Genomic DNA, 25,124 nt, shown 5'->3' on the forward strand with positions numbered 1-25,124 from the left:
GCAAGGAATTTATTGTGACGATTTTGCGATGCAGCATAATTTAGACTTTATTTTACAATCGATATTCTATCGATAATCGTCGAGAATTACTTTCAAAATCGAAACATGATCGAAATAACCAGCTGCACCGCCCAAAAAGCGCGCTCAATCCTCGCGGAAGGCCCGGTTGAAGCTGTCGGTGATCGGCGAGAGCAGGTAGTCGACCGCGCGGCGTGCGCCGTTGACGATCATCACCTCGGCGGTCATCCCGGCATGCAGCGAGACCTTGTAGTCGCGCAGGCTGTCGGGATCGATCTCCGCCCGCACCACGAAATAGGGCGCGCCGGTCTTCTCGTCGATCAATTGGTCCGGCGCGACATAGCTCACCTTGGCCTGCAAGGGCGGCAGCAGGCGCGAGTTGAAGGCCGTCAATCGCACGCGCGTCGTGGAACCGATCTTCACCGCATCGATGTCGCGCGGATCGACCTTGGCCTCGACGATCAGCGGCTCATGCTCCGGCACGATGTCGAGGATCGCCTCGCCCGCCGCGATCACGCTGCCGGCGGTGCGCATCCGGATATTGGCGACGACGCCTTCCTGCGGCGAGGTCACCACCAGCCGGCGCAGCACATCCTCGGCCTGCACGATGCGCTCGGTCACCTCGGAGAGCAGGAGCTGGGCTTCCTGGATCTCCCCGCCGATATCGTTCTGCCGTTCGAGGCTGATCGAGAGGATTTCGAGATTGGCGCCAGCGACCGCCTGCTCGGCCTTGGCCTTGCGGGCGGTGAGTTCGCCGGCCTTGCCGGACAACTCGCTCTGCTTGGTCTGGAGCTCGACGAGCTGGCTGCGCTTGGCGTAGCGCTTCTCGTAGAGCTCGGCCATGATCCTGGCTTCCTCGTCGATCAGCGAACGCTGCTGCGTCGTGGCGTCGATCTGGGCCTTCAGCGCATCGGATTCGGCTTGATGCTGTTCGATGACGCGCTGCTGGATATGGACCTTGCCGTCATGGACCTGCGCGCGGGACTTGAACAGGCCCTGTTCCGACCGCAACACCTCGCGCGCGATCGGCGAAACCATCTGCGCGATATCGGCGGGAAAGACGATCTCGGCCGCGCTCGTCTGCTCGGCCCGCAGACGCGCGAGCTTGGCTTCGAGCCCGATGCGCTTGGCCTGCAATTGCTGCAATTCAGCACGCTGCCGCGCATCCTCCAGCCGCAAGAGCGGCTCGCCCCTGGCGACGCGCTCGCCCTCGGCCTTGAGCAAGGTCTTGAGGATGCCGCCTTCGAGATGGCTGATCGTCTTGCGCTTGCTGTCGACAGCGACAAGGCCGGGCGAGACGGCGGCATTGTCGAGCCGCGCGGTCACCGCCCAGGCGCCGAACCCGCCAAAGCCGACGCCGATCGCGGCGACGCCGGCCAGCACGAGATTGCGCAGGCTGGGCATGCGCTCCTCGGGAATCTCCGGCTCGATCTGCACTGTCAGCGAATGTTCGGGGCGTTTGATCAGGGAACGTCCGGTCATGCCTTCACCTCGCGAACCGGGGCCGGAGCATTGGCAGCAGGTTCGAGCTCGACCCGTCCGCCGGGTGTGATCATGCCGGCGATGTCACCGCGCGGGCCGAATTGCTGGACGCGGCCCTCGCGCAGCACGAGCAGCTTATCGACGACCTGCATCACCGAGGGGCGATGCGCGATCAGCACGACGATGGCGCCGCTGTCGCGCGCTGCCGCGATGGCGCGGATCAGGCTCTGCTCGCCCTCGGCATCGAGATTGGCATTGGGCTCGTCGAGCACGATCAGGCGCGGCATGCCGTAAAGCGCCCGTGCCAGGCCGATGCGCTGGCGCTGGCCGCCGGAGAGGTTGAAGTCGCTGTCGGCGACATTGGTGTCGTAACCGAGCGGCAGGCGGCCAATCAGCTCGTGCACGCCGGCGATGCGCGCCGCCTCCAGGATAGCATGCGGATCGGGCTCGCGCATCCGGGCGATGTTCTCGGCGATCGTGCCGTTGAGCAGCGAGACCGATTGTGGGAGATAGCCGGCCATCGCGCCGAAGGAGCCGCGCTCCCACAGATAGGTGCTGTGCCCGTCGAGATAGACGCCGCCGACATTGGGCCGGAGCACGCCGACGAGCAGGCGCGCCAGCGTCGACTTGCCAGCGCCGGACGGGCCGACCACGCCGAGCACCTCGCCGGGCTGCAACGAGAAGGAGACGCTCTTGATGACCGTCAGCTCCTGCCCCGCGGGCGCGTAGATCACGCGGTCGACCACGAGATCGCCCTGGCAGGGCGGCGTCGGCACCGTCTGGCGCTGTGAGCTGCGGCCGAGCACGAGCTCGCGCACGCGCTTCCAGGCGGCGGCGGCGAGAACCCACTGCCGCCAGTCGGTGATCATCGAATCGAACGGAGCCAGCAGGCGCCCGAGCAGGATGCTCGCGGCCATCAGCGTGCCCGCGGTGACTTCGTTGCGGATGATCAGGATGGCCCCGGTCGCATAGACCGCGAGCTGCATCGTCATGCGCGAGGAGCGCGTCACGGCGGCAATGAACTTGCCGCGCCGCGTGCCCATGTCGAGCTGCTCGATCATCGCCAGTTGCTGGCCGCGCCAGCGCCGGGCGAGCGCCGGCAGCATGCCCATGGCCTCGATCGTCTCGGCATGGCGCAGGCTTGCGCCGACCTCGTTGATGCTGGCGACGCCGGCCTCGTTCGCCTCCTTCATCACCCGGCGGGTCAGCATGTCCGAGAGCACGCCGAGCAGCAGCAGGATGATCAGCGAGGCGAGGCCGACCAGCCCATAGACCGGGTGCAGGGCGAACAGCACGGCGAGGAAGATCGGCGACCACGCTGCCTCCAGCGGCGTCGCGATCGCCGAGCTCGCGATGAAGAAGCGGATGTCGTTGAGGTCGCGGATCGCCTGCGTCGCCTGGCCCGAGCCCTTCTCCAGCGAGGAGCTCACGGCCGCCTGCAAAGCCGGCAAATTGAGCTTGCGCGCGAAGATGCTCGCCATCGCCTGGAAGGTCAGCGAGCGGATGAACTCGATCGTGCCGTACAGCACGAGCGCCCCGACAGCGATCACCAGGAGCATCGTCAGCGTGTCATGGCTGCGGCTGACGATCACGCGGTCCTGCACCTGCATCATGAACAGCGGGACCGTCAGCAGCAGCAGGTTCACGCACAGGCTGAGGAACCCCGCATAGCTCAGGCCGCCGACGAACGAGCGCTGGAGATTCCGGATCAGGGCGTCGGGCGCCGGCGTCACCGCCTTCATGCAAGGCTCCAAGAATGAGGGTGCGTTGGGTCCGAGAGAGAGCTGCGGGAAAACCCCGTCATCGGGCTTGCAACGAGACATGGAGGGAGTGTCAAGATTATGACAGATTAGAAGCGTAGCTCACCGACTCACATTGAAGCAAATAAGGCTGAACTATGAGAAATTTTGAATTTCGAACTAGTTTCTGCGCATCCAAAGAATACTACAATCTTATCTATTAGCTAACGTAGGTGGCATGTGCTTTGCCTATAGGCTTCCAACCACAACAAAGAGGCAAAAGAGATGGATTGTTTAATTTTCGATCAGGTGGGGTAAGGAATGCACTTTAAATTGCACGGCGGCGAGCAATTCACAGGCAGTTCCCTGAACGGCCACCATCCGGCGAATGGTTCCGGTGCCCTCGAAGAGGTCCCCGATCGCCGAATTTCCCCTTTTGACCTGGCGCGGGTGATCGAACGGGTCAGCCGGCGCTTCCTCGACTACCTCCGGCTTGAGTTGGCCAAGCTCGGCATCGACGACATCTCACCATCGCAAGTGATGGTGCTGATGACGATCGGACAAGGCGAGATCGCCGTCCGCGATCTGCTTGACCGCGGCCATTACGGCGGCTCGAACGCCTCCTATAATCTCAAGCAGCTCGTCGAGAACGGCTATCTCGACCGCGGGGCCTCACCGCGCGATCGCCGGCAGGCCCGCATCTCGCTATCCCTGAAGGGGCAGATGCTGTGCGAGCGGCTGCGCCTGCTCGACGAGGCCAGCCAGTTCGGCCAGCGGCTGGAGAGCAACCGCGACACCGACCTGAACACGACCCACGAAACCCTGCGCCAACTCGAACAGTGGTGGAACGACGCGCTCCGCTACGGCGGAGTGCTGCTCGCATCATGCATGTCCTATTCGTTCATCGCGCAGGATCTGGTCAATTCGCTGCTCTGATCGGCAGCCTCGTCGCGGAGGGCATCGAGGTCACGCTGATCACCGAACGTCCGGCGCAGGAGGCGCCGGGCGTTCGCCAGCTCGTCTATTCCGTGGACGAGAGCACGACCCAGCACCCGGCGCTCGCGGCGACCGAGTATCACCTGCGCACGGGTGAGGCGGCGGCGCGCCTGATGGAGCACCTGAGACGCAGCGACCCACCCGATGTCGTCCTCGGCCATATCGGCTGGGGCGGCATGCTCTTCGCCCGCGACGCGCTGCCCGATGCGACGCTGATCGGCTATTGCGAATATTACTACCGCAGCACGGATTCCGACCTCGATTTCGGCATCGAGGCGCCCGTGCCGGCTGCCGATCGCCAGCGCGTGCGCATGCGCAACGCCGCCCAGCTTCTCGCGCTCGACACGCTCGACGCGGCCTATGCGCCGACGCAATGGCAGCGCCGGCAATATCCGGCCGCCTATCGCCAGCGTATCGCCGTCTGCCATGACGGCATCGACACCCGCTTCTGCCAGCCCGATGCCGATGCCCGTTTCGTCCTGCCGGATGGCCGCGTGCTCACACCGGGCATGCCGGTCGTGACCTTCGTCGCCCGCGATCTCGATCCCTATCGCGGCTATCCCGAATTCATGCGCGCCGCGGCGGTCCTTGCAGCCCGCCGCCCCGATGCGCTCTTCGTCGTGGTCGGCGGCGACGGCTCCGGCTATGGCCGCCCCCGCTCCGACGGCAACAGCTGGCGTGAGGCGATGCTGGCCGAGACCGGGCTCGGCGACCGGATCGTCCATATTCCCTGGCTCGCCCATGAGCAGCTGGTCCGCCTGTTTCAGGTCTCGGCCGCCCATGTCTATCTCAGCGTCCCCTTCGTCCTGTCCTGGTCACTGCTGGAGGCGATGGCCTGCGGCTGCCTTGTCGTCGGCTCGGACACCGAACCGGTGAAGGAGGTGATCCGCGACGGCGCCAACGGCCTGCTCGTCCCGTTCCATGACGCTGATGCGCTGGCGGAACGCATCGCGGAAGCGTTGGCAAGCTCGGCGCTGTTGCGGCCGCTGCGCCGCGCCGCACGGGAAACCGTGATCGCCGGTTACGAGCGCGAGCGCTGCATCGCCCGCCAGACCGGCTGGATCCATCAGTTCGGCGACTAAGGTCCAGCGTTCACGCAGCAGCCGTTCCGGCAAAATCGAGAGCCGCCGTCCGAATCGTCTCCGCGAAGTCCTGCGCGACGGCGGACCGAAAGCGGCCTGCGCCCCAGATGATCGCGATATCGTAGGTCACCGACGGCCTGAGCGGCCGCACCTCGACGCCCTTGCCGCGATATTCCTCGGCCGTGAACGGATCGACCACCGAAAGCCCCGCCCCCGCTGCGACCAGCCCGCAGGCGATCATCGACAACGGCGTCTCGACCCGGGTCTGGCGCGCGACGCGATGGGCCGAGAACAGGGCATCGATGCGGTAGCGCAATTGCGTCGACTGCTCGAGCGAGATGAACGGCTCGTCGACGAAATCCTCCGGCGCCAGCACGGCCTTGGCCGCGAGCCTGTGCCCGGTCGGCAGCACGGCGACGGGCGCCATCGCCGACAGAATCTCGATATCGATCCCCGGAAAGTCGAGCGGCAGCTGCGCGAAGCCCAGTTCGCAGAAGCCCGAGGTGACCCAATCCACCACCTGCGAGGAGATGCTTCCGTAGATCGCGATCTCCAGGTCCGGCTTTTGCTTGAGATAGCGACCGACGACCCGCGGCAGGAACCCGACATTGAAGGCCGGCAGCGCCGCGACACGCAATGACCCCGCCCGCCCGTCGCGCAGGTTGCGGGCGGCGTTCTCGATACGCTCCAGCCCGACGAACTGACGCTCAACTTCACGATAAAGCGAGAGCGCCTCATTCGTGGGTACGAGCCGCGCGCCACGCTTCACGAAAAGCGGCAGCCCAAGCGCATATTGCAGGTCCTGGATCAATCGCGTCACCGCAGGCTGCGTGACGTTGAGCGCCTGCGCCGCCGCGGTGATGCCGCCGGTCACGATCACCGTCCGGAAAGCCTCGATCTGGCGCGGGTTCAGCATGGTCGATCCTCATTTGAATCGAACATAACATTTCAGCATGGACTGCGCGAAACATTCGATTTGACCAGTTCGAAAACTGCCCCGAACCTAACGGCATCACTCGAAAACGAGGAGGGGATACCGTGAAGCTCGCCATCACATTCGCTCTGGTTACCGGAACCGCGCTCGCCGGCTCCGCCGCTTTCGCCCAGCAGAAGACGCTATATGTCGCCGGCTATGGCGGCTCCTACGAACAGACCATGCGCAAGGAGGTCATCCCGGCCTTCGAGAAACAGGCCAACGTCAAGATCGAGTATGTCGCCGGCAACTCGACCGACACGCTCGCCAAACTGCAGGCGCAGAAGGGCAACCAGCAGATCGACGTCGCGATCGTCGATGACGGCCCAGCCTATCAGGCGGTGGCGCTCGGCTTTTGCGGCACGCTGACCGATGGCGCGGTCTACAAGGACGTCGCGCCGGTGATGAAGTTCAAGTCGAACAAGGGCGTCGGGCTCGGCCTCGTCGGCACCGGCCTGTTCTACAACAAGAAGGTCTTCGACGAGAACAAATGGCCGGCGCCCACCTCGTGGACCGACCTGAAGTCGAAGACCTATGGCAAGAAGATCGTCAGCCCCCCGATCAACAACACCTATGGCCTGCACGCCCTGATCGCCTTCGCGCAGATCGGCGGCGGCGGCGAGAACAATATCGAGCCGGGCTTCGAGGCCTTCAAGAAGGACATCAACCCGAACATCGTCGCCTATGAGCCCTCGCCGGCGAAGATGACGGAGCTCTTCCAGAACGGACAGGCCGTGCTCGGCGTCTGGGGCTCGGGCCGCGTCAAGGCCTTCGCCGATACCGGCTTCCCGGTCGAGTTCGTCTATCCGAAGGAAGGCGGCTTCGCGCTCGGCGTCGCCGCCTGCCCGGTCGATGGCTCGAAAAACGCGGCCGAGGCCAATGCCTTCATCCAGTTCATGCTCTCGCCCGCGATCCAGAAGGTGATGGCGACCGGCGCCGGCTTCGGTCCCGCCAACATGACGGTGACGTTGACGCCCGACGAGCAGAAGGGCCTGCCCTATGGTGAGGACGTGAAGAAGCTCAAGGCGGTCGACTGGGACGTCGTCAACGCCAAGCGCGAGGAATGGACCCGCCGCTGGAACCGCGAGGTCGAGCGGTAAGGCCGGCTCTAAGCCGTCATTCTCGGGCGTCGCCTAGCGACGACCCGAGAATCTCGTGACGGTTCGCGAGCCCGGCTGGCACGAGATGGTCGGGTCAAGCCCGACCATGACGCCCCGTGCTCGATCAGAAATCGCCTTGGAGCCCAAGAAAGCCTCTGGAGCCCATGTCCCATCTCGTTCTCGAAGGCCTCGGCAAGTCCTACGGCACGGCGGTCGCCGTCGAGGGGCTCGACCTGATGGTCGCCCGCGGCGAGTTCATCTCGCTGCTCGGCCCTTCCGGCTGCGGCAAGACCACGACGCTGCAGATGATTGCCGGCTTCGTGCCGGTAGATCGCGGCCGCATCCTGCTCGACGGCAACGATCTCGGCGGCGTCGCCCCCAATAAGCGCGGCCTCGGCATCGTCTTCCAGAGCTACGCACTCTTTCCGCATATGACCGTGGCGCAGAACATCGCCTTCGGCCTCGAAATGCGGGGCGTCGAGAAGGCGGAGCGCGAGAAGCGCACGCTGGAAGCCATGGCGCTGGTCGGTTTGAAGGGCTTCGAGGACCGCTATCCCCGCCGCATGTCGGGCGGCCAGCAGCAGCGCGTAGCGCTCGCCCGTGCGCTGGTGATCCGGCCCTCGCTGCTGCTGCTCGACGAGCCCCTCTCCAATCTCGACGCCAAATTGCGCGAGGAGATGCAAGGGGAGTTGCGCCAGATCCAGCGCTCGATCGGCACGACCACGATCCTCGTCACCCATGACCAGCACGAGGCGATGGCGCTGTCCGACCGCATCGTCGTGATGAATCGCGGCCGCGTCGAGCAGATCGGCGCACCCGATGCCGTCTATGGCACGCCCGATACCGCCTTCGTCGCGAACTTCCTCGGCAAGACCAATGTCCTCGAAGCGATCGGAGATGGACGCGGCCATGTCACGATCGAGGCCCTGTCCGTGCCGCTGGCCGATGCTCCTTCAGGCACACTGCGCATCGCGGTCCGTCCCGAGCGCCTCGGCTTCGCAGCGGAAGGGGCACCCGGCTTCACCGCCCGCGTCACCTCGCGCGTCTTCCAGGGCGCGCATTGGCTGCTGACCGCCGAGAGCGTCGCCGGCCCGGTCACCCTGATCCGGCACAATGACGGCACGCCCGTCCCCGGCGAAGGCGAGAGCGTGAAGCTGAGCTTCGGCGCAGGCGACGCCGCTCTGCTTGCGGAGGGCGCAGGCTCATGAGCCCGGACGCCTCCGCCCGCGCGACGCCCTATTGGCTGACGGGACCTGCGCTCGCCGTCTTCCTCGCCCTCGTCATCATCCCGCTGGGGATGACCGTGCTGCTCGCATTCTACGACTGGGGCCAGTACAAGGGCATCGTCGCCGAGTTCACCCTGAAGAATTTCCGCGAGATCTTCAGCGACAGCTATTTCCTCGAAGTCTTCCTGCGCACGCTGCGCATTTCCGTATTGGTGACGCTGTTCGCGATCCTGATCGGCGTGCCCGAGGCCTATATCCTCAACCGCATGTCGCCGGCCTGGCGCGGCCTCTGCCTGCTTGCGATCCTCGGCCCGCTGCTGGTCTCGGTCGTGGCGCGCACGCTCGGCTGGGCGCTGCTGCTCGGTTCGAACGGGCTGGTCAATCGTGGACTGATGTCGCTTGGCCTGATCGGCCAGCCGCTCGAGTTCATGTTCACCGAGACCGGCGTGGTGATCGCGCTCGTCCATGTCCTGATCCCCTTCATGATCCTCGCGGTCTGGGCCTCGCTGCAGCGGCTCGACCCGCAGATCGAGAATGCCGCGCTCTCGCTCGGCGCCTCCCGCCTCACCATCTGGCGGCGCGTGATCCTGCCGCAGATCGTGCCGGGCATCCTCTCGGGTTCGATCATCGTCTTCGCGCTGGCCGCCAGCGCCTTTGCTTCGCCGGCGATCATCGGCGGCAGGCGGCTCAAGGTCGCGGCGACGCTCGCCTATGACGAGTTCCTGAACACGCTGAACTGGCCGCTCGGCGCCGCCGTCGCCGTGCTGCTGCTCGCCGCCTTGGTGATCCTCACCGTCGGCGCCAACCGGCTGGTCGAGCGCCGCTATTCACAGGTGTTCGAATGAGCCGCAACGGTCCCTTCGCCATCCTGTTCCACACGCTTTTCGTCATCTTCATGCTGGCGCCGCTGGTCGTGGTCTGCCTCGTCGCCTTCACGCCGGAGGGCTATCTCTCGCTGCCCGGCCGGGTCTGGAGCCTGCGCTGGTTCAGGGCGATCCTCGACTATCCCGAGTTCCTGCGCGCCTTCCGGGATTCGCTCTGGCTGGCGGCACTCTCCTCGACCGTCGCGATCGGGTTGGCCGTCCCCGCCGCGCTCGCCATCGCCCGCTATCGCTTTCCCGGCCGCGAGGCCATGACGGCCCTGTTCATGTCGCCGCTGATGGTCCCCCATGTCGTCCTGGGCATCGCCTTCCTGCGCTTCTTCACGCAGATCGGCCTCTCCGGGACCTTCCTCGGGCTGGTGCTGAGCCATATCATCGTGATCATTCCCTTCGCGCTCAGGCTCGTGCTCGCCGCCTCCTACGGCATCGACCGGCGCATCGAGCATGCCGCGATCTCTCTCGGCGCGAGCCCCGCCGTGGTCTTCCGGCGGGTGACGCTGCCGCTGATCCTGCCCGGCGTCGTCTCGGGCTGGCTGCTCGCCGCGATCAATTCCTTCGACGAGGTGACGATGACCGTCTTCATCGCCTCGCCCGCCACCACCACGCTCCCCGTCCGGATGTTCCTCTACATCCAGGACAATATCGACCCGCTCATCGCAGCCGTTTCCGCCTGCCTGATCGCCCTGACCGCTATCCTGCTGATGGCGCTGGACAGGCTCTTCGGGCTCGACCGGCTGTTCGTCGGAACCGGAAAAGGCTGACGCCAGTGTCCACTCTCCCCAAAGAACCCGATGTCGCCGTGATCGGCGGCGGCGTGGTCGGCGGCGCCATCGCGCTCGGCCTTGCCCGCAGCGGTGCCAAGGTCGCGATCCTCGACGAAGGCGACACCGCGTTGCGGGCCTCGCGCGGCAATTTCGCGCTGGTCTGGGTGCAGTCCAAGGGTTTTGGCATGCCCGATTATGCGCTCTGGTCGCGCCGCTCCGCCGATAGCTGGCACGAACTCGCCGCGACGCTTGCCGGCGAGACCGGGATCGACGTCGCCCATAGCCAGCCCGGCGGCTTCATGCTCTGCCTGTCGGAGGAGGAGCTCAACAAGCGCGTCGACGCGATGCGCCGCCTTCATAACAGCCGGCCGCTGACCGATTTCCCCTATGAGGTGCTCGACCATGCCGAGACGAAGCGGCGCCTGCCCGCCATCGGCAAGGACGTGGTCGGCTCGCTCTATTCCCCGCTCGACGGCCATGTGAATTCGCTGAAGCTGTTCCGGGCTTTGCGCGAGGCGACGGTCCGGCGCGGCGTCGGCTACCGTCCGAACAGCCCGGTCGAAACGATCGTGCCCCGGGATGGCGGCTTCGCCATCACCGGCCCCTGGGGCGAGATGCGCACCGGCAAAATCGTGCTCTGCGCCGGCCTCGGCAATGCCAGGCTCGCGCCCATGGTCGGGCTCGATGCGCCCGTGAAGCCGAGCAAGGGCCAGATCATCGTCACCGAGAAGACCGACCCCTTCCTGCACAACCCGATGGTCACGGTCCGGCAGACCGACGAGGGCGGCGTGATGATCGGCGACAGCCAGGAGGATCGCGGCTTCGATACCGTCGTCGGCCAGCCGATCCTCTCGACCATGGCGGAACGGGCCGTGAAGATGTTCCCGCGCCTCGCCGGCCTCAACGTGGTCCGCACCTGGTCGGCTTTGCGCGTGATGAGCCCCGACGGCTTCCCGATCTACGACCAGTCGCAAACCCATCCTGGCGCCTTCGTCGTCACCTGCCATTCAGGCGTGACGCTTGCCGCCAATCATGCCCTGACGCTTGCTCCCGCGATCCTCGCCGGCACCTTGCCTGAGAGCGTCGCGAGCTTCACCGCAAGGAGGTTCCATGTTCCGGCCCATAGCTGACCTTGCCGCGGGCGAGGAGCTGAGCTTCACCTTCGACGGCCGGCCGCTGACGGCGCGTGCCGGCGACACGGTCACCGCTGCCCTGCTCGTGAACGGTATCACCGCCTGCCGCGAGACGCCGGTCTCCGATACGCCGCGCGCGCCCTATTGCCTGATGGGCGCCTGCTTCGACTGCCTCGTCGTCATCGACGGCATTGGCAACCGGCAAGGCTGTCTCGTCCCGCTCGCGGATGGCATGCGCATCGAGACCCAGCATGGCCGCCGCCATCTCACGGAGGCCGCGGAATGACACCGGTCGCAAGCATCCAACAGCTCTCCGAGAGCTACGACCTCCTCGTCGTCGGCGCCGGCCCGGCCGGCCTCTCGGCCGCGACGCGTGCCGCCGAACTCGGCCTCTCCGTGCTGCTCGCCGACGAGAACCCGGCGCCGGGCGGCCAGATCTACCGCGCCGTGACCACGACGCCGGTGAAGAACCGCGCCATCCTCGGCGAGGACTATTGGCGCGGCGGCGAGATCGTCGCCCGCTTCGAGCGCTCGCAGGCCACCTACGCGCCGCGCTGCACCGTCTGGTCGATCGGCCCGGACGAGACCGCGCCCGGTACATTCGAGCTCGGCCTCTCGCTCGACGGCAAGGCCCGCATCATCGGCGCCAAGCAAGTGATCCTCGCCACAGGCGCGCAGGAGCGCCCCTTCCCCATCCCCGGCTGGACCTTGCCCGGCGTGATGACCGCGGGCGCCGCCCAGATCGCGCTCAAATCCGCTGGCGCCATTCCATCGGGGCGCACGGTCATCGCCGGCTGCGGCCCGCTGCTTTACCTGCTGGCAGGCCAGCTCGCCGCCGCCGGCTGCCAGATCGCCGCCGTGCTCGATACGACGCCGTCCGCCAATTGGTCGAAGGCGCTCGCCGCCGTCCCGGACTTCCTGCGCTCGCCCTATCTCGCCAAGGGTCTCAAGCTGATGCTGACCGCGCGACGCAAGCTGCGCTTCGTCTCCGGCGTGACCAGCCTGACGGCGACCGGCAGCGGAAAGCTCGCGACGGTACAGTTCGAGCAGGGTGGCCGCACCGGCACCATCGCTTGCGATACGCTGCTGCTGCATCAAGGCGTGATCCCAAGCGTCAACTTCTCCAATGCCGCCGGCTGCGCTCATGATTTCGATACCGAGCAGCACGCCTGGCTACCGCGCGTCGATGCCTGGTTCGCCTCGACCGTGCCCGGCATCGCCATCGCCGGTGACGGGGCCGGCATCGGCGGCGCGGAAAGCGCCGCCCTGCGCGGCGAGATCGCGGCCTTCGGCGTCGCATCCCGGCTCGGCAAGCTCAGCGAGGCCGAGCGCGACCGGCAGGCGGCCCCGATCCGTACCGAACTCGACAAGAAGCTGCGCGGGCGGCGCTTCCTCGATCTGCTCTACAAGCCGGCGCCACAATTCCTGGCGCCGCCCAAGGACGAGACGATCGTCTGCCGCTGCGAGGAGGTCACTGCCGGCCAGGTCCGCGACGCCGCCAAGCGCCTCGGCGTCACCGGCCCCAACCAGATGAAGGCCTTCCTGCGTTGCGGCATGGGCCCCTGCCAGGGCCGCCTCTGCGGCCCGACCGTCGTCGAGTTGATCGCGCAGACGCGCGGCACGACCCCGGCCGAGACCGGCTATTACCGCCTGCGCCCGCCGATCAAGCCGGTGACGCTGGCCGAGCTTGCGGCCTTGCCGCAGACCGAAGCCTCGGTGAAGGCGGTCGTGCGGTGAGCACATCCGGCAATAGCGCCGATGTCATCGTCATCGGCGGCGGCATCCATGGCTGCTCGACCGCGATGCATTGCGCGCTGCGCGGGCTCTCGGTCATCCTGATCGAGAAAGACCATGCCGGGCGCCACGCCTCCGGCGTCAACGCCGGCGGCGTGCGCCAGCTTGCCCGCCATGTCGCGGAAATCCCTCTCTCCAACACCTCGATGGCGCTCTGGCACAACATCGCCGAACTGGTCGACGACGATTGCGGCTTCACCAGCGACGGGCAGGTTTTGGTTGCCGAGGACGAGGCTGACCTCGAAGGCTGCCGCGCCCGCGTCGCCGACCTGACGCTGCGCGGCTTCCACCATGAGGAGATGATCGACGCGAAAGAGCTGCGCGAAATCGTCCCCGCCGTTTCCGAGAGCTGCCCGGGCGGCGTGATCTCGCGCCGCGACGGCGCCGCGATCCCCTTGCGCGCGACGCAGGCCTTCAAGCGCAAGGCCGAAAGCCTCGGCGTCGCCATCCGCGAGGGCGTTCGCGTCACCAAGGTCGAGCAGGACGGGCCGAACTGGCGCGTCCTAACCGATGCCGGCGACTTCCTTAGCCCTCGCATCGTCAATGCCGCCGGCGCCTGGGCAGACCGCATCGCCAGCGATCTCGGCGAGCCCGTGCCGCTCTCGGTCATCGCGCCGATGCTGATGATCACAGCGCCGTTGCCGGCCTTCATCAAGCCGGTGGTGATCCTGCGTGGACGAAAACTCTCCTTCAAGCAGTTCGACAACGGCACGGTGCTGATCGGCGGCGGGCATCTCGGCACCCCCTTGCGCGACGAGAACGTCACCCTGCTCGACTGGCGCAAGCTCGCAATCAGCGCCGGCACGGTCTGGGACCTCTTCCCGATCATGCGCGGCGCGCCGGTCGTGCGCGCCTGGGCCGGCATCGAGGCGCGCATGCCGGACGACCTCCCGGTCTTCGGCAGGAGCGCCAAGCACGAAGGCGTCTACCACCAGTTCGGCTTCTCGGCTCATGGCTTCCAGCTCGGACCGGGAGCCGGTGCCGTGATGGCCGAGATCATCGCGACCGGCCGCTCGAACGTGCCGATCGACGGCCTCGACATCACCCGCTTCACCACCACCCACTGAATTTCAACGCAGGAGAAGACCCATGGCCATCAAGCGCTCCATCCGCACGCCGATCCAGAACCGCATCGTCGAGACCGGCAATCTCGTCTTCGTCGGCGGCGTCATCGCCGACGACACCAAGCAGTCGATGGGTCCGCAGACCCAGAACATCCTCGGCAAGATCGAGGGCTATCTCGGCGAGGTCGGGCTCGACCGCAAGGCGATCGTCGCCGCGCAGATATTCGTCACCGACCTCTCCCAGAAGAAGGAGATGGACGCCGCCTGGACCGGCTTCTTCGGCGAGGACATGCCGACCCGCGCCACCGTCGGCGTCGCCGATCTCGGCGGCGGCGCGATCATCGAGATCGTGGTCACCGCCGCGCGCTGAGCGGCTTGGATGGGAGAGCTGCAGGCGCGGCGCGCCTGCAGCTGATCCGGGGAAAGCGGGAACAGGGGTGCCCAACCTCCCGACGCTGGCCTAGGGTCGCGGCCTGACGCCAGCTCCGAGACCAGCATGCAGCACGCTTCCGACCATTCCGAGATCCGCGACGCCGTCGCCAGGCTCTGCGCGGATTTCCCCGGCGAATACTGGCGCAAGCTCGACCGCGAGATGGCTTATCCGACGGAGTTCGTGACGGCGCTGACCGAAAGCGGCTTCCTCTCGGCGCTGATCCCCGAAGAGTACGGCGGTGCCGGCCTCACGCTCTCGGCGGCTGCCGTCATCATGGAGGAAATCCAGCGCCAGGGCTGCAACGGCGCCGCCTGCCATGCGCAGATGTATGTGATGGGCACGGTACTCAGGCACGGCACCGAGGACCAGAAGCAGCGCTACCTCCCCAAGATTGCCTCCGGCGAACTCAGGCTGCAGGCCTTCGGTGTCACCGAGCCGACCAGCGGCACCGACACCACAGCTCTGCGCACCACCGCCCGCCGCGAAGGCGACCACTACGTCGTCAACGGCCAGAAGATCTGGACGAGCCGCGCGGCGCAGTCGGACCTGATGCTGCTGCTCGCCCGCACCACGCCCCGCGATCAGGTGCAGAAGCGCACCGACGGGCTCTCGGTCTTCATCCTCGACATGCGCGAGGCGCTGAAGGATGGCCTGACCATCCGACCGATCCGCACGATGATGAACCATGCCACGACCGAGGTTTTCTTCGACAATGTGAAGGTGCCGGCCGAAAACCTCGTCGGCGAAGAAGGCAAAGGCTTCCGCTACATCCTCTCCGGCATGAATGCCGAGCGCATCCTGATCGCCGCGGAATGCGTCGGCGATGCCAAATGGTTCATCGACAAGGCCTCGACCTATGCCAGGGAGCGTCATGTCTTCGGCCGGCCGATCGGCCAGAACCAGGGCATCCAGTTCCCGATCGCCAAGGCCTACGCCAATATGCGCGCCGCCGAACTGATGGTGCGCGAGGCGATCCGGCTCTACGAGGCCGGCGCCAATCCGGGCGCCGAGGCCAACATGGCCAAGATGCTGGCGGCCGATGCCTCCTTCGAAGCCGCCAATGCCTGCGTGCAGACCCATGGCGGCTTCGGCTTCGCCGAGGAATACGATGTCGAGCGCAAGTTCAGGGAGACGCGGCTCTATCAGGTCGCGCCGATCTCGACGAACCTGATCCTGTCCTACCTCGCCGAGCATGTGCTGGGCATGCCGCGCTCCTACTGACGCTGGCCTCTGCCTCCTAGTCCGAGGCAGGAGCCTCGGGCGTCAGGCTGACACGGTCGAGCTTCGGTGTCATCGTGTCGAGCAGGGGCAGCGCCGCCGCGCCAAGCGCTGCCGTCAGACGCCCGGTTCCGCCGCGCTGGACGCGCGGGATCGTTCGGCCGGGCCGGTTCGCCACCGAGATCGGCAAGGGCGACATCGCCGCGATCAGCGCATCGATGACCGTGTCCGGCATCTCGCCACCGAGGATGACGGTCTCCGGATCGAACAGGTTCTCCAGCATCGTCACGACAGGGGCCAGCAGCCCGGCCGCCTCGGCTATCCAACCGGTCAGAGCGGGATCCCCTTGCGCATGCAGGCGCGCGACGTCCTCCGGCCCAAGCTCGGCAATGCCGGCCTCGCGCAAGGTCTCCGCCAGCGCATGGAAGGAAGCGTAGCGTTCGAGGCAGCCATGCCCGCCGCAGGCGCAGGCGCGCCCGTCTCGGACCACCGGGATATGGCCGATCTCGCCGGCATTGCCGAAGGCGCCGCGATGGGGCTGGCCGGCGACGATGACGCCGAGGCCGAGGCCCGCGCCGAAATAGATCTGGCAGAAATGGCGCAGGTTGCGGCCGAGCCCATGGAGATGCTCTCCGACCGCCGCCGCATTGGCGTCGTTCTCGATCACCACTGGCGTGTTGAGCGCGTCCTGCAACAGCTGCGCCGCATCCTGCCCGGCCCAGCCAGGCAGCGGCGAGGTGCCGACCGAGTTCATGCCCTCGATCTCGAAGGGGCCGGGCATCACGACGCCGCAACCAAGCAGGCGCTCGGGCAGGCCGACCTCGCGCCTGATCGCGGCCAGCTCCGCCGCGGCCGTCCTCTGCACCCCAACGACTGTGGTGTCCGCGAGCGGCGCAATGCGCTGCGCCCTGATCCGCCCGGCGAGGTCGACGAGGACGGTCGTGACGTGGTCGGCCGCGATTTCCATCCCCGCCGTCATCCCGCCCTCGGGATTGACGGCGAATTCGACCGGCGGCTGGCCCCGCGCCGTCCGGCGCCGGCCAAGCTCGGTCAGGAAGCCCTCCTCGACCAGTTCGGCGACGATATTGGAGACCGCCTGTGCCGTGAGCTTTGTCAGCACCGCGATGTCGGACCGGCCGAGCTGGCCGTGCTGGCGCACGGTTTCCAGCACCACCCGGCGGTTATGGCTGCGCGTCCGCTCGGGATTGGTACCGACGGCGACGCTGCGGGAAGGAGGGACGGGACGGTTCGGCATAGGCTGTCGCGCTGGGTCGGGCGGACAGCCTGCTCCGGCAATTAATCCAACTCAAGTGAATTAATTGATTGACAGCCGCGGGCCGGTAAGACGACGATATCAGCGAGCCTCCCGAATGCCGTCCGCCGGCAGGGACGGAGGACGACGAAATCAGGGGAGAGGGTCATGCGCGGCTTACGCGGGATGCTGTTGGGTCTGATGGTCTCGGTCGGCGCGGTCGCCGGCGCCAAGGCGCAGACCATCGAGATCGAATACTGGCAGTACGTCTTCGACGCGCGCGTCAAGGCGATGACGGAGCTGATCAAGCGCTTCGAGGCCGCCAATCCGAACATCAAGGTCAAGCAGACGACCTTCCCCTATGCCGACTACCAGACCAAGATCGCCGCCGCGATGCCGGCCGGCCAGGGCCCGGATGTCGTGCAGCTCTTCTATGGCTGGCTCGACAACTTCGTCGGCGCCAAGTTCATCCAGCCGTTGCCACGTGACGCCTTCCCGCCCGCGATGATCGAGAAGGAATTCTACCCGATCGTCTCGGCGATGAAGCGCGACGGTGAGTATTACGCGCTGCCGACGGCGGTGCGCTCGCTCGCGCTGTTCTACAACAAGAAGCTCTTCCAGGAGGCCGGGCTCGACCCGAACACGCCGCCCAAGACCGTCGAAGAGCTGCTCGACATGGCCAAGAAGACGACCAAGCGCGACGGCGCCGGCAACATGCTCTCGGCCGGCATCACGCTCGACTTCCCCGGCCAGGACTATCATTGGTGGCGCGAGACGCTGCTCCGCCAGAACGGCGGCGCGCCCTATAGCGACGACAACCGCAAGGTGACCTATGACAGCGAGGCCGGCGCCAAGTCGCTGAACTGGTATGCTGACCTGCAGCGCACCCACAAGGTCGGCCAGGTCGGCTTCATGGACGAAGGCCAGGCCGCCTTCCGCGCCGGCCGCGCCGCGATGACCATCGACGGCTCGTTCCGCCTGGGCGCCTTCGGCGGCATCAAGGCCTTCGAATGGGGCGTCGCCGAGCTTCCGGCCTCGGCCGACGGCAAGAAGGCGAATTTCGCCAGCTACTGGGTCAACGCCATCACCACCAAGCCGACCGGCCCGAAGCTGGAGGCGGCCAAGAAGTTCCTCGCCTTTGTCACCACGCCCGAGGCGATGCAGCTCTGGCTCGAAACCGTCGGCGAGTTGCCGGCGCGCAAGGAAGCGGCCGAGACCGAGAAGAACCTGAACCACCCGGTCTATGGGCCGTTCCTCAAGGCGCTCAACTACTCGCACGCCACGGTCTTCGTCGACGAGCTGGCCCAGCGCCAGGTCGCGCTCGACATGATCAACCGCGTGCTGCTGCAGAACCAGGATGCCAAGGCCGCGCTCGCGGAGGCCGCCAAGGCCGAGCAGGCCATCCTCGACCGCTTCTACAAGAAGTGAGAGCCCGCGCGTGAACCACGCCGTCATCCCGGCCGCAGCGAAGCGGAGCGCCGGGATCCATCGTAAGGCTCCCGCGCTCGACGATGGATCCCGGATCTGCGCTGCTGCACAGCTTGTCCGGGATGACGCGGCGGTTCCCGCGCATGCTTCGGACCAATCGCGATGAGTTTGTCCCAGAAAGCCGACGATGCCGGCGCACGTCTCTCGTCGGGCCTCGGCATGCGCCAGAAACAGGTCCTCTGGGCCTGGTCCTTCCTGGCCGTGCCGGTGCTGTTCTATGCGGTGGTGCGCTTCTATCCGACGCTCGAAGCCTTCTGGATCGCCACCACCAACTGGAACCTGCTGACCAAGCCCTCCTTCATCGGGCTGGCCAATTTCAAGCGGCTGATGGCCGATCCGGTGTTCTGGCAGGTCTTCCGCAACACCGCGCTTTACCTGCTACTGGGCACGCCGATCAGCCTGCTGCTCGCCTTCACCATCGCCTATCATCTCGACCGCGTGCGCTTCCTGCACGGCTTCATCCGGGCGCTGTACTTCCTGCCTTTCCTGACGACCGCTGCAGCGATGGCCTGGGTCTGGCGCTGGTTCTACCAGCCGGTGCCGATCGGTCTGTTCAACAACCTGCTCGCCGGGCTCGGCATCGCCCAGCAGCCCTTCCTGCGCTCGACCACCCAATCGCTGCCGGCCGTGCTGGCGCCCGCCATCTGGGCCGGGCTCGGCTTCCAGGTCGTGATCTTCATGGCGGGCCTGCGCGCCATTCCGACCACCTACTACGAAGCCGCCCGCATCGACGGCGTCTCGAACGGGACGATCCTGCGGCGGATCACCCTGCCGCTGCTCAAGCCGACGATCGTCTTTCTCGTCGTCTTCTCCTCGATCGGGTTCCTGCGCATCTTCGATCAGGTCTACAACATGACCAGCCAGACGAGCAGCGATCCCGGCGGCCCCTTGAACGCCACCAAGCCGCTCGTGCTGATGATCTACCAGACGGCCTTCTCCTCCTTCGACATGGGCTATGCCGCGGCCCAGACCGTCGTGCTCTTCCTCGTGCTGCTCGTGGTCTCGCTGCTGCAGCTTAGGCTGCTAAGGGATCGCTGATGAGCGCCGCCGCCTCCCCCCTGGCCCTGCGCATCGAGCCCGGTCGCATCCTCGCCTGGCTCCTGCTCTTCGGCGGCGGCCTGCTGATGGTGACGCCGCTCGCCTTCATGTTCGCGACCTCGCTAAAGGATTCCTCCGAGATCTACGATCTCGCCTTCTTCCCGGCCCACCCGACACTCGCCAACTACGTGACCGTGCTCTCGGACGGCCGCTTCCTGCGCTGGTTCGCCAATTCCTTCGGCATCGCGGTTGCGGTCACGCTCTCGAACGTCTTCTTCGACAGTCTCGTCGGCTACACCTTGGCCAAATTCCAGTTCCGCGGCCGCTATCTCGTCTTCATCGCGATCCTCTCGACGCTGATGATCCCGACCGAGATGCTGGTCATCCCCTGGTATGTCATGGCCAAGAACTTCGGCTGGCTCGATAGCTACTGGGGCATCATGTTCCCGGGCATGATGACGGCCTTCGGCACCTTCCTGATGAAGCAGTTCTTCGAGACGGTGCCGAATGACTTCCTCGAAGCCGCCCGCATCGACGGCCTCAACGAATTCGCAATCTTCTGGCGCATCGCCATGCCGCTGGTGACGCCGGCCCTCTCGGCGCTGGCGATCTTCACCTTCCTCAGCAACTGGACCGCTTTCATCTGGCCGCTGATCGTGACGACGAGCAAGGAGCTTTACACCTTGCCGGTCGGCCTCACGAGCTTTGCGGTGGAATCGCAGGTCCAGTGGGAATTGATCATGACGGGCGCGGCGCTCGCCACCTTGCCGACGCTGACCGTCTTCCTGCTGCTCCAGCGCTATATCGTGCGCGGCGTGGTCCTCGCCGGTCTCAAGGGCTGATTGCCATGACGAAAACCGATCCACGGGCGAACGATACGTCCGTCTTCCCCGATCCGGTCTACAAGGAAACCGTGCTGCGCCCGCTCTTCGACGGCGCCAGGACGCATCACGTCCAGAGCTTCCGCGCCATCGATCGCGCCCATCTCGTCATGCTTGCCGAGACCGGCATCCTGCCGCGCACTACCGCCGGCCGCATCGCCCGCGCGCTCGCCGCAATCGATGCCGACATCGACCCGGCCGCGCTGAGCTATGACGGCACGGTCGAGGATTACTTCTTCCTGATCGAGGCGGAGCTGAAGAAGCGCCTGCCGGCGGATGATGCCGGGCGCCTCCATACCGGCCGCTCGCGCAACGATATCGACCACACCCTGTTCAAGCTCGCCTTGAAGCCGCGGCTCGACCATATGGCCGGCCTGCTGCGTGCATTGATCACCGCGACCCTCGACCTCGCCGAGCGCGAGAAGGCGACATTGATCGTCGCCTATACCCATGGCCAGCCGGCCCAGCCGACCACCTTCGGCCATTACCTCTCGGCCGCGATCGAGGTGATGCTGCGCGACCATGAGCGATTGGTGCAGGCGCGCGCCCTGCTCGACCTCTCGCCGATGGGCGCGGCCGCGATCACCACCTCGGGCTTCCCGCTGGATCGCGCCCGCGTCGCGCATCTGCTCGGCTTTGCCGCTCCGCTGCAGAATTCCTATGGCTGCATCGCCGCGATCGATTACCTCACCGCGACCTATAGCGCGATCGAGCTCGTCTTCCTCCATCTCGGCCGGCTGATCCAGGATTTGCAGGTCTGGACCGCCTTCGAGGTCGGCCAGCTCTATGTGCCCAACGCCTTCGTGCAGATCTCCTCGATCATGCCGCAGAAGCGCAATCCGGTGCCGATCGAGCATCTGCGCCATCTGGCATCGCAGACCGTGGCGCGCGCCCGGATGGTCAGGGACATCGTCCACAATACGCCCTTCACCGACATGAACGACGCCGAGGGCGAAACCAACGAGGCCGGCTACCAGGCCTTCGCGACGGGCGAGCGTGTGCTCAGCCTCCTCACCGCGCTGCTGCCGGCATTGCAGGTCGACGGCCGGCGCGTCGCCGAGAACATCCGCCGCTCCTGCATCACCATCACGGAGCTGGCCGACACGCTGGTTCGGTCGGAAGGCCTGTCCTTCCGCGCGGCCCATGAGATCGCCGCCGATGTCGCTCGTGCCGTGGTCGCGGCCGATGGCGACCTACCGCGCGACGGCTACGCACCCTTCCAGAAGGCCTTCCGCGAGCATGCCGGCCGCGAACCGGAACTGAACGAAGCCGCCTTCGCCGAGGCCGTTTCGCCCGAGCATTTCGTCGCGGTGCGCGAGCGCTTCGGCGGGCCGGGGCCGCAGGCGCTGGCCACCGCCTTCGCCGGTTATCGCGGCGTTCTGGTCGCTGCTGGCCTGGCCGCAACCGCGACCGCTGCGCGCGAGGCTTCCGCGCGCCATGAACTCGACGCCGCCTTCGCGGATCTGATGGGAGCAGCCTGATGGCGGGTATCGAGCTTCAGGGGCTGGTCAAGCGCTACGGCAAGACGCAGGTCGTCCACGGCATCGACCTCACGATCGAGGATGGTGAATTCGTCGTCTTCGTCGGCCCCTCCGGCTGCGGCAAGTCGACGACCTTGCGCATGATCGCGGGCCTGGAGGAGATCGACGATGGCATCATCACCATCGGCGAGCGGCCCGTGAACCGGCTGGAGCCGAAGGAGCGGAACATCGCCATGGTGTTCCAGAACTACGCGATCTACCCGCATATGAGCGTCGCCGAGAATATCGGCTTCGGCCTCTATACCGCGAAGCTCGACAAGGCCGAGAAGCGCCGCCGCATCGAGGAGACAGCCCGCATCCTCGGCCTCGAACCGCTGCTCGAACGCAAGCCCTCGGCCTTGTCCGGCGGCCAGCGCCAGCGCGTCGCCATCGGCCGCGCCATGGTGCGCGACCCCGCCGCCTTCCTGTTCGACGAGCCGCTCTCCAATCTCGACGCGCAACTGCGCGCCCAGATGCGGCTGGAGATCAAGCGCCTGCACCAGCGGCTCGGCCGCACCATCGTCTTCGTCACCCATGATCAGGTCGAGGCGATGACGCTGGCCGACCGGATCGTGGTGATGCGCGACGGCCGCATCCTCCAGGTCGGCGCGCCGATGGAGCTTTACGAGAAGCCGGCCGACGTCTTCACCGCCCGCTTCATCGGCTCGCCGACGATGAACATCCTTCCCGGCAGGACGAGCAACACCGACGGAAAGCCGAAGCTGGAGCTGGCCGGCAATACCATCGCCCTTCCGACACGCCCGGCCACGCTCCCCGCCGAGGTGCTGGTCGGCGTCCGCCCGCAGGAACTGCGCGTGCTGGCACCCGGCGACAATGCCGATCTCGTGCTCACCGGCAAGGTCGCGGTCGTCGAGCCGCTGGGCTCGGAGACCTTCGTCCATGTCGAGCATGGTGACGGGCTGATCCTCGCCTCGGCCTCCGCCAAGGCGCCGCCGGTCGTCGGCCACGAGGTCCGGCTCGGTGCCGGCATCGATGCCCTGCGCCTGTTCGACGCGGCGACCGAGCGCGCCCTATGAGCACCGGGCGCGACCTCGTCCTCAGCATCGGCCGGCTCTACTGCGACATCGTCTTCCGCGGCTTCGACGCATTGCCGCGCCTCGGCGAGGAACGTTTCGCCGAGACGGTGGCGATCGTGCCCGGCGGCGGCGGCTTCATCACGGCCGCCCATCTCGCCGCGCTCGGCACGCGGTCGGCCTTGCTCGCCCGGATCGGCACGGACCCGCTCTCCGGCACGCTTGCGCCGGCGCTGACGGAAAGCGGCGTCGATCTCCGCTGGCTCGAACGCACGCCCGAAGCCGGTCCGCAGCCGACCGTCGTCATGGTCCAGGACGGCGAGCGCGCCTTCCTGTCACGGCGCGCCGGCGGCGCCCGCCCGGCGACGCTGGACGCAGCGCTCGCCGACCCCGCCGCGCGCCATCTCCACATCGCCGAATTCGCGACGCTCGCCGAGATCCCCGACCTGATCGAGAGGGCGAAGCATGCCGGCCTGACGGTCTCGCTCGATCCGAGCTGGGACGATGACTGGATCCGCCGGCCAGACCTGATCGCGCGCGCCGCCGGCGCCGATATCTTCCTGCCCAACGCAACCGAGGCCCGTGCCATCGCAGCTTGCGAGGACCTCGATCAAGCCGGCATCCGCCTCGCCCGGCATTTCCCGCTCGTCGTCATCAAGGATGGCAGCAATGGCGCCCGCCTCTTTGATCGCGACGCCGCCACCGCCCTGCCTGCGCCCGAAGGCGGACCGGTTCTCGACACGACCGGCGCGGGTGACGCCTTCAATGCCGGTTTCCTCGCCGCCTTGCTTGCCGGACGCGCACCCAAACACGCGCTGGCGGAAGGGATCGCCTGCGGTACCCTGTCCGTCCGGTCCGTCGGCGGGGCCGGCACACGGCTTGACCGCGCCGAGGTCGAAGAGATCAGCCGGAACCTGCTGCACAGCCATGAGCGGATCGATGCCTGAAGCCATTCTCACCCGCGAAGCCGCCGAGGCGGCCGAAGTCGCCGCCTGCCAGATTTCGGCCAATGCCGGCGCGATGGCGCAGCTCGGCGAACAGCTCCGGCGGCGCAAGCCCGCCTTCATCGCGACCTGCGCGCGCGGCTCCTCCGACCATGCCATGACCTATGGCAAATACCTGCTGGAGCGCACGCTCGGGCTGCCGGTCGCCTCGCTCGGCCCGAGCCTCGCCTCGGTCTATCGCGAGGAGCTCGATCTTTCAGGCGCCGTCTTCATCGCGGCCTCGCAATCCGGCCGCAGCCCGGACGCGCTGCAACTGACCGAGACGGCCAAGCGCGGCGGCGCGTTGACGGTCGGCCTGATCAACGACATGGACTCGCCGCTGGCGGCTCTGGTCGATGTCGCCCTGCCGCTCGCCGCCGGCCCCGAGACCAGCGTCGCCGCCACCAAGAGCTTCCTCGCCACTGGCATCGCCCTCCTGCATCTCACGGCCGCCTGGAGCAGCGAGCGCGCCCTTTCGGACGCGCTCGTGCGTTCGCCGGAGCTGCTGCGGCAGGCTGGCCTCTGCGACTGGTCACCTTTTCTCCGCCGCCTCGAACAGGCGACGAGCCTCTATGTCATCGGGCGCGGGCTCGGCCTCGGCATCGCCCAGGAGATGGCGCTGAAGTTCAAGGAGACTTGCCGCATCCATGCCGAGGCCTTCAGTGCCGCCGAAGTGCTGCACGGCCCGCTGGCACTGGTCGGGCCGGGCTTCCCGGCGCTCGTCCTCGACCCCGCCGACGAAGGCAGCGAAAGCACGCTTTCGGTCGCCCGCAACTTCGCAGCGCTGGGAGCGGAGGTCGCCTATGCCGGCTCCGATGCGGCACCGGGCATCGCCCTGCCCGTGCCGGCCGAGGCGCCGCCCGTGCTGATGCCGCTGCTGCAGGCGCGCGCGTTCTATGGCGGCATCGCCGCGCTGGCAGCGGCCCGCGGGCTCGACCCCGACCGCCCGCCGCATCTGCGCAAGGTCACGCAGACGATGTGAGTGGGGCGAGAGCCTTGGTTTCGTTGCGCCGCGCGATGTCCTA

23 protein-coding genes are annotated in these 25,124 nt (G+C 66.8%); 19 read left to right on the forward strand and 4 right to left on the reverse strand.

What is annotated here, in order from left to right:
• Window positions 1-144: 144 nt before the first annotated feature.
• Complete coding sequence (locus AC3WMA_RS12885) at window positions 145-1,500, reverse strand: HlyD family type I secretion periplasmic adaptor subunit (RefSeq protein WP_492285746.1); 1,356 nt, start codon at window positions 1,498-1,500, stop codon at window positions 145-147.
• Window positions 1,497-3,242, reverse strand: coding sequence for a type I secretion system permease/ATPase (locus tag AC3WMA_RS12890; protein ID WP_492285747.1), 1,746 nt, complete (start codon window positions 3,240-3,242; stop codon window positions 1,497-1,499). Before AC3WMA_RS12890 ends, AC3WMA_RS12885 begins: the two co-directional genes overlap by 4 nt.
• 330 nt (window positions 3,243-3,572) lie before the next feature.
• Here AC3WMA_RS12890 and AC3WMA_RS12895 point away from each other — a divergent pair, with 330 nt between their 5' ends.
• Window positions 3,573-4,175 carry a MarR family transcriptional regulator gene (locus tag AC3WMA_RS12895; protein ID WP_492285748.1) on the forward strand — a complete coding sequence of 201 codons (603 nt, stop codon included), beginning with the start codon at window positions 3,573-3,575 and terminating at the stop codon, window positions 4,173-4,175.
• The gene (locus tag AC3WMA_RS12900; protein WP_492285749.1) at window positions 4,124-5,317 is read left to right on the forward strand and encodes a glycosyltransferase; all 1,194 of its coding nucleotides are present in this window, start codon (window positions 4,124-4,126) and stop codon (window positions 5,315-5,317) included. Before AC3WMA_RS12895 ends, AC3WMA_RS12900 begins: the two co-directional genes overlap by 52 nt.
• 10 nt (window positions 5,318-5,327) lie before the next feature.
• On the opposite strand, the gene AC3WMA_RS12905 is transcribed toward AC3WMA_RS12900, so the two are convergent.
• The gene (locus AC3WMA_RS12905) at window positions 5,328-6,233 is read right to left on the reverse strand and encodes a LysR substrate-binding domain-containing protein (RefSeq protein WP_492285750.1); all 906 of its coding nucleotides are present in this window, start codon (window positions 6,231-6,233) and stop codon (window positions 5,328-5,330) included.
• Between the two features lie 122 nt (window positions 6,234-6,355).
• Here AC3WMA_RS12905 and AC3WMA_RS12910 point away from each other — a divergent pair, with 122 nt between their 5' ends.
• From AC3WMA_RS12910 to AC3WMA_RS12955, 10 genes are all read left to right on the forward strand, one after another.
• Window positions 6,356-7,390: an ABC transporter substrate-binding protein gene (locus tag AC3WMA_RS12910; protein ID WP_492285751.1), complete on the forward strand. Its 1,035-nt coding sequence runs from the start codon at window positions 6,356-6,358 to the stop codon at window positions 7,388-7,390.
• A gap of 164 nt (window positions 7,391-7,554) precedes the next feature.
• The gene (locus AC3WMA_RS12915) at window positions 7,555-8,598 is read left to right on the forward strand and encodes an ABC transporter ATP-binding protein (protein WP_492285752.1); all 1,044 of its coding nucleotides are present in this window, start codon (window positions 7,555-7,557) and stop codon (window positions 8,596-8,598) included.
• Window positions 8,595-9,461, forward strand: a complete 867-nt coding sequence (locus AC3WMA_RS12920; RefSeq protein ID WP_492285753.1) for an ABC transporter permease — start codon at window positions 8,595-8,597, stop codon at window positions 9,459-9,461. The genes AC3WMA_RS12915 and AC3WMA_RS12920 overlap by 4 nt, the downstream gene beginning before the upstream one ends.
• Window positions 9,458-10,258, forward strand: a complete 801-nt coding sequence (locus tag AC3WMA_RS12925) for an ABC transporter permease (protein WP_492285754.1) — start codon at window positions 9,458-9,460, stop codon at window positions 10,256-10,258. The genes AC3WMA_RS12920 and AC3WMA_RS12925 overlap by 4 nt, the downstream gene beginning before the upstream one ends.
• A gap of 5 nt (window positions 10,259-10,263) precedes the next feature.
• Window positions 10,264-11,391, forward strand: coding sequence for an NAD(P)/FAD-dependent oxidoreductase (locus AC3WMA_RS12930; protein ID WP_492285755.1), 1,128 nt, complete (start codon window positions 10,264-10,266; stop codon window positions 11,389-11,391).
• Window positions 11,372-11,680 (forward strand): (2Fe-2S)-binding protein, encoded by a 309-nt coding sequence (locus tag AC3WMA_RS12935; protein ID WP_492285756.1) that lies wholly within the window; start codon window positions 11,372-11,374, stop codon window positions 11,678-11,680. The genes AC3WMA_RS12930 and AC3WMA_RS12935 overlap by 20 nt, the downstream gene beginning before the upstream one ends.
• Window positions 11,677-13,131, forward strand: coding sequence for an FAD-dependent oxidoreductase (locus tag AC3WMA_RS12940; RefSeq protein ID WP_492285757.1), 1,455 nt, complete (start codon window positions 11,677-11,679; stop codon window positions 13,129-13,131). Before AC3WMA_RS12935 ends, AC3WMA_RS12940 begins: the two co-directional genes overlap by 4 nt.
• Window positions 13,132-13,196: 65 nt before the next feature.
• Window positions 13,197-14,255, forward strand: a complete 1,059-nt coding sequence (locus AC3WMA_RS12945) for an NAD(P)/FAD-dependent oxidoreductase (RefSeq protein WP_492286101.1) — start codon at window positions 13,197-13,199, stop codon at window positions 14,253-14,255.
• 22 nt (window positions 14,256-14,277) lie between these two features.
• The gene (locus AC3WMA_RS12950) at window positions 14,278-14,622 is read left to right on the forward strand and encodes a RidA family protein (protein WP_492285758.1); all 345 of its coding nucleotides are present in this window, start codon (window positions 14,278-14,280) and stop codon (window positions 14,620-14,622) included.
• 126 nt (window positions 14,623-14,748) lie between these two features.
• Window positions 14,749-15,906 (forward strand): acyl-CoA dehydrogenase family protein, encoded by a 1,158-nt coding sequence (locus AC3WMA_RS12955; RefSeq protein WP_492285759.1) that lies wholly within the window; start codon window positions 14,749-14,751, stop codon window positions 15,904-15,906.
• 16 nt (window positions 15,907-15,922) lie between these two features.
• On the opposite strand, the gene AC3WMA_RS12960 is transcribed toward AC3WMA_RS12955, so the two are convergent.
• Complete coding sequence (locus AC3WMA_RS12960; RefSeq protein WP_492285760.1) at window positions 15,923-17,158, reverse strand: ROK family protein; 1,236 nt, start codon at window positions 17,156-17,158, stop codon at window positions 15,923-15,925.
• A 165-nt stretch (window positions 17,159-17,323) separates the two neighbouring features.
• Between AC3WMA_RS12960 and AC3WMA_RS12965 the strand changes: the two genes are divergently transcribed.
• From AC3WMA_RS12965 to AC3WMA_RS12995, 7 genes are all read left to right on the forward strand, one after another.
• On the forward strand, window positions 17,324-18,583 hold the full coding sequence (locus AC3WMA_RS12965; protein WP_492285761.1) for a sugar ABC transporter substrate-binding protein: 1,260 nt from the start codon (window positions 17,324-17,326) through the stop codon (window positions 18,581-18,583).
• Between the two features lie 162 nt (window positions 18,584-18,745).
• On the forward strand, window positions 18,746-19,681 hold the full coding sequence (locus tag AC3WMA_RS12970) for a carbohydrate ABC transporter permease (RefSeq protein WP_492285762.1): 936 nt from the start codon (window positions 18,746-18,748) through the stop codon (window positions 19,679-19,681).
• Window positions 19,681-20,523 (forward strand): carbohydrate ABC transporter permease, encoded by an 843-nt coding sequence (locus tag AC3WMA_RS12975; RefSeq protein WP_492285763.1) that lies wholly within the window; start codon window positions 19,681-19,683, stop codon window positions 20,521-20,523. Before AC3WMA_RS12970 ends, AC3WMA_RS12975 begins: the two co-directional genes overlap by 1 nt.
• Window positions 20,524-20,528: 5 nt before the next feature.
• Entirely contained in the window at window positions 20,529-22,043 is a 1,515-nt protein-coding gene (argH, locus tag AC3WMA_RS12980; RefSeq protein ID WP_492285764.1) for an argininosuccinate lyase, read from the forward strand.
• Window positions 22,043-23,119 (forward strand): ABC transporter ATP-binding protein, encoded by a 1,077-nt coding sequence (locus AC3WMA_RS12985; protein ID WP_492285765.1) that lies wholly within the window; start codon window positions 22,043-22,045, stop codon window positions 23,117-23,119. Before argH ends, AC3WMA_RS12985 begins: the two co-directional genes overlap by 1 nt.
• Window positions 23,116-24,063 (forward strand): carbohydrate kinase family protein, encoded by a 948-nt coding sequence (locus AC3WMA_RS12990; protein ID WP_492285766.1) that lies wholly within the window; start codon window positions 23,116-23,118, stop codon window positions 24,061-24,063. The genes AC3WMA_RS12985 and AC3WMA_RS12990 overlap by 4 nt, the downstream gene beginning before the upstream one ends.
• Window positions 24,056-25,081, forward strand: coding sequence for an SIS domain-containing protein (locus tag AC3WMA_RS12995; protein WP_492285767.1), 1,026 nt, complete (start codon window positions 24,056-24,058; stop codon window positions 25,079-25,081). Before AC3WMA_RS12990 ends, AC3WMA_RS12995 begins: the two co-directional genes overlap by 8 nt.
• Window positions 25,082-25,124 lie beyond the last annotated feature (43 nt).

The sequence above is a fragment of the Allobosea sp. FW305-C-101 genome (assembly GCF_058783685.1).

What these genes read in the sequence shown, in the direction of transcription:
- AC3WMA_RS12955 (WP_492285759.1), top strand. Translation starts at nt 14,749, where the DNA reads ATGCAGCACGCTTCCGACCATTCCGAGATCCGCGACGCCGTCGCCAGG.
- AC3WMA_RS12970 (WP_492285762.1), top strand. Translation starts at nt 18,746, where the DNA reads ATGAGTTTGTCCCAGAAAGCCGACGATGCCGGCGCACGTCTCTCGTCG.
- AC3WMA_RS12985 (WP_492285765.1), top strand. Translation starts at nt 22,043, where the DNA reads ATGGCGGGTATCGAGCTTCAGGGGCTGGTCAAGCGCTACGGCAAGACG.
- AC3WMA_RS12900 (WP_492285749.1), top strand. Translation starts at nt 4,124, where the DNA reads ATGCATGTCCTATTCGTTCATCGCGCAGGATCTGGTCAATTCGCTGCT.
- AC3WMA_RS12945 (WP_492286101.1), top strand. Translation starts at nt 13,197, where the DNA reads ATGCATTGCGCGCTGCGCGGGCTCTCGGTCATCCTGATCGAGAAAGAC.
- AC3WMA_RS12990 (WP_492285766.1), top strand. Translation starts at nt 23,116, where the DNA reads ATGAGCACCGGGCGCGACCTCGTCCTCAGCATCGGCCGGCTCTACTGC.
- AC3WMA_RS12920 (WP_492285753.1), top strand. Translation starts at nt 8,595, where the DNA reads ATGAGCCCGGACGCCTCCGCCCGCGCGACGCCCTATTGGCTGACGGGA.
- AC3WMA_RS12935 (WP_492285756.1), top strand. Translation starts at nt 11,372, where the DNA reads ATGTTCCGGCCCATAGCTGACCTTGCCGCGGGCGAGGAGCTGAGCTTC.
- AC3WMA_RS12925 (WP_492285754.1), top strand. Translation starts at nt 9,458, where the DNA reads ATGAGCCGCAACGGTCCCTTCGCCATCCTGTTCCACACGCTTTTCGTC.
- AC3WMA_RS12960 (WP_492285760.1), bottom strand. Translation starts at nt 17,158, where the DNA reads ATGCCGAACCGTCCCGTCCCTCCTTCCCGCAGCGTCGCCGTCGGTACC.
- AC3WMA_RS12995 (WP_492285767.1), top strand. Translation starts at nt 24,056, where the DNA reads ATGCCTGAAGCCATTCTCACCCGCGAAGCCGCCGAGGCGGCCGAAGTC.
- AC3WMA_RS12915 (WP_492285752.1), top strand. Translation starts at nt 7,555, where the DNA reads ATGTCCCATCTCGTTCTCGAAGGCCTCGGCAAGTCCTACGGCACGGCG.
- AC3WMA_RS12950 (WP_492285758.1), top strand. Translation starts at nt 14,278, where the DNA reads ATGGCCATCAAGCGCTCCATCCGCACGCCGATCCAGAACCGCATCGTC.
- AC3WMA_RS12885 (WP_492285746.1), bottom strand. Translation starts at nt 1,500, where the DNA reads ATGACCGGACGTTCCCTGATCAAACGCCCCGAACATTCGCTGACAGTG.
- AC3WMA_RS12965 (WP_492285761.1), top strand. Translation starts at nt 17,324, where the DNA reads ATGCGCGGCTTACGCGGGATGCTGTTGGGTCTGATGGTCTCGGTCGGC.
- AC3WMA_RS12940 (WP_492285757.1), top strand. Translation starts at nt 11,677, where the DNA reads ATGACACCGGTCGCAAGCATCCAACAGCTCTCCGAGAGCTACGACCTC.
- AC3WMA_RS12975 (WP_492285763.1), top strand. Translation starts at nt 19,681, where the DNA reads ATGAGCGCCGCCGCCTCCCCCCTGGCCCTGCGCATCGAGCCCGGTCGC.
- AC3WMA_RS12905 (WP_492285750.1), bottom strand. Translation starts at nt 6,233, where the DNA reads ATGCTGAACCCGCGCCAGATCGAGGCTTTCCGGACGGTGATCGTGACC.
- argH (WP_492285764.1), top strand. Translation starts at nt 20,529, where the DNA reads ATGACGAAAACCGATCCACGGGCGAACGATACGTCCGTCTTCCCCGAT.
- AC3WMA_RS12890 (WP_492285747.1), bottom strand. Translation starts at nt 3,242, where the DNA reads ATGAAGGCGGTGACGCCGGCGCCCGACGCCCTGATCCGGAATCTCCAG.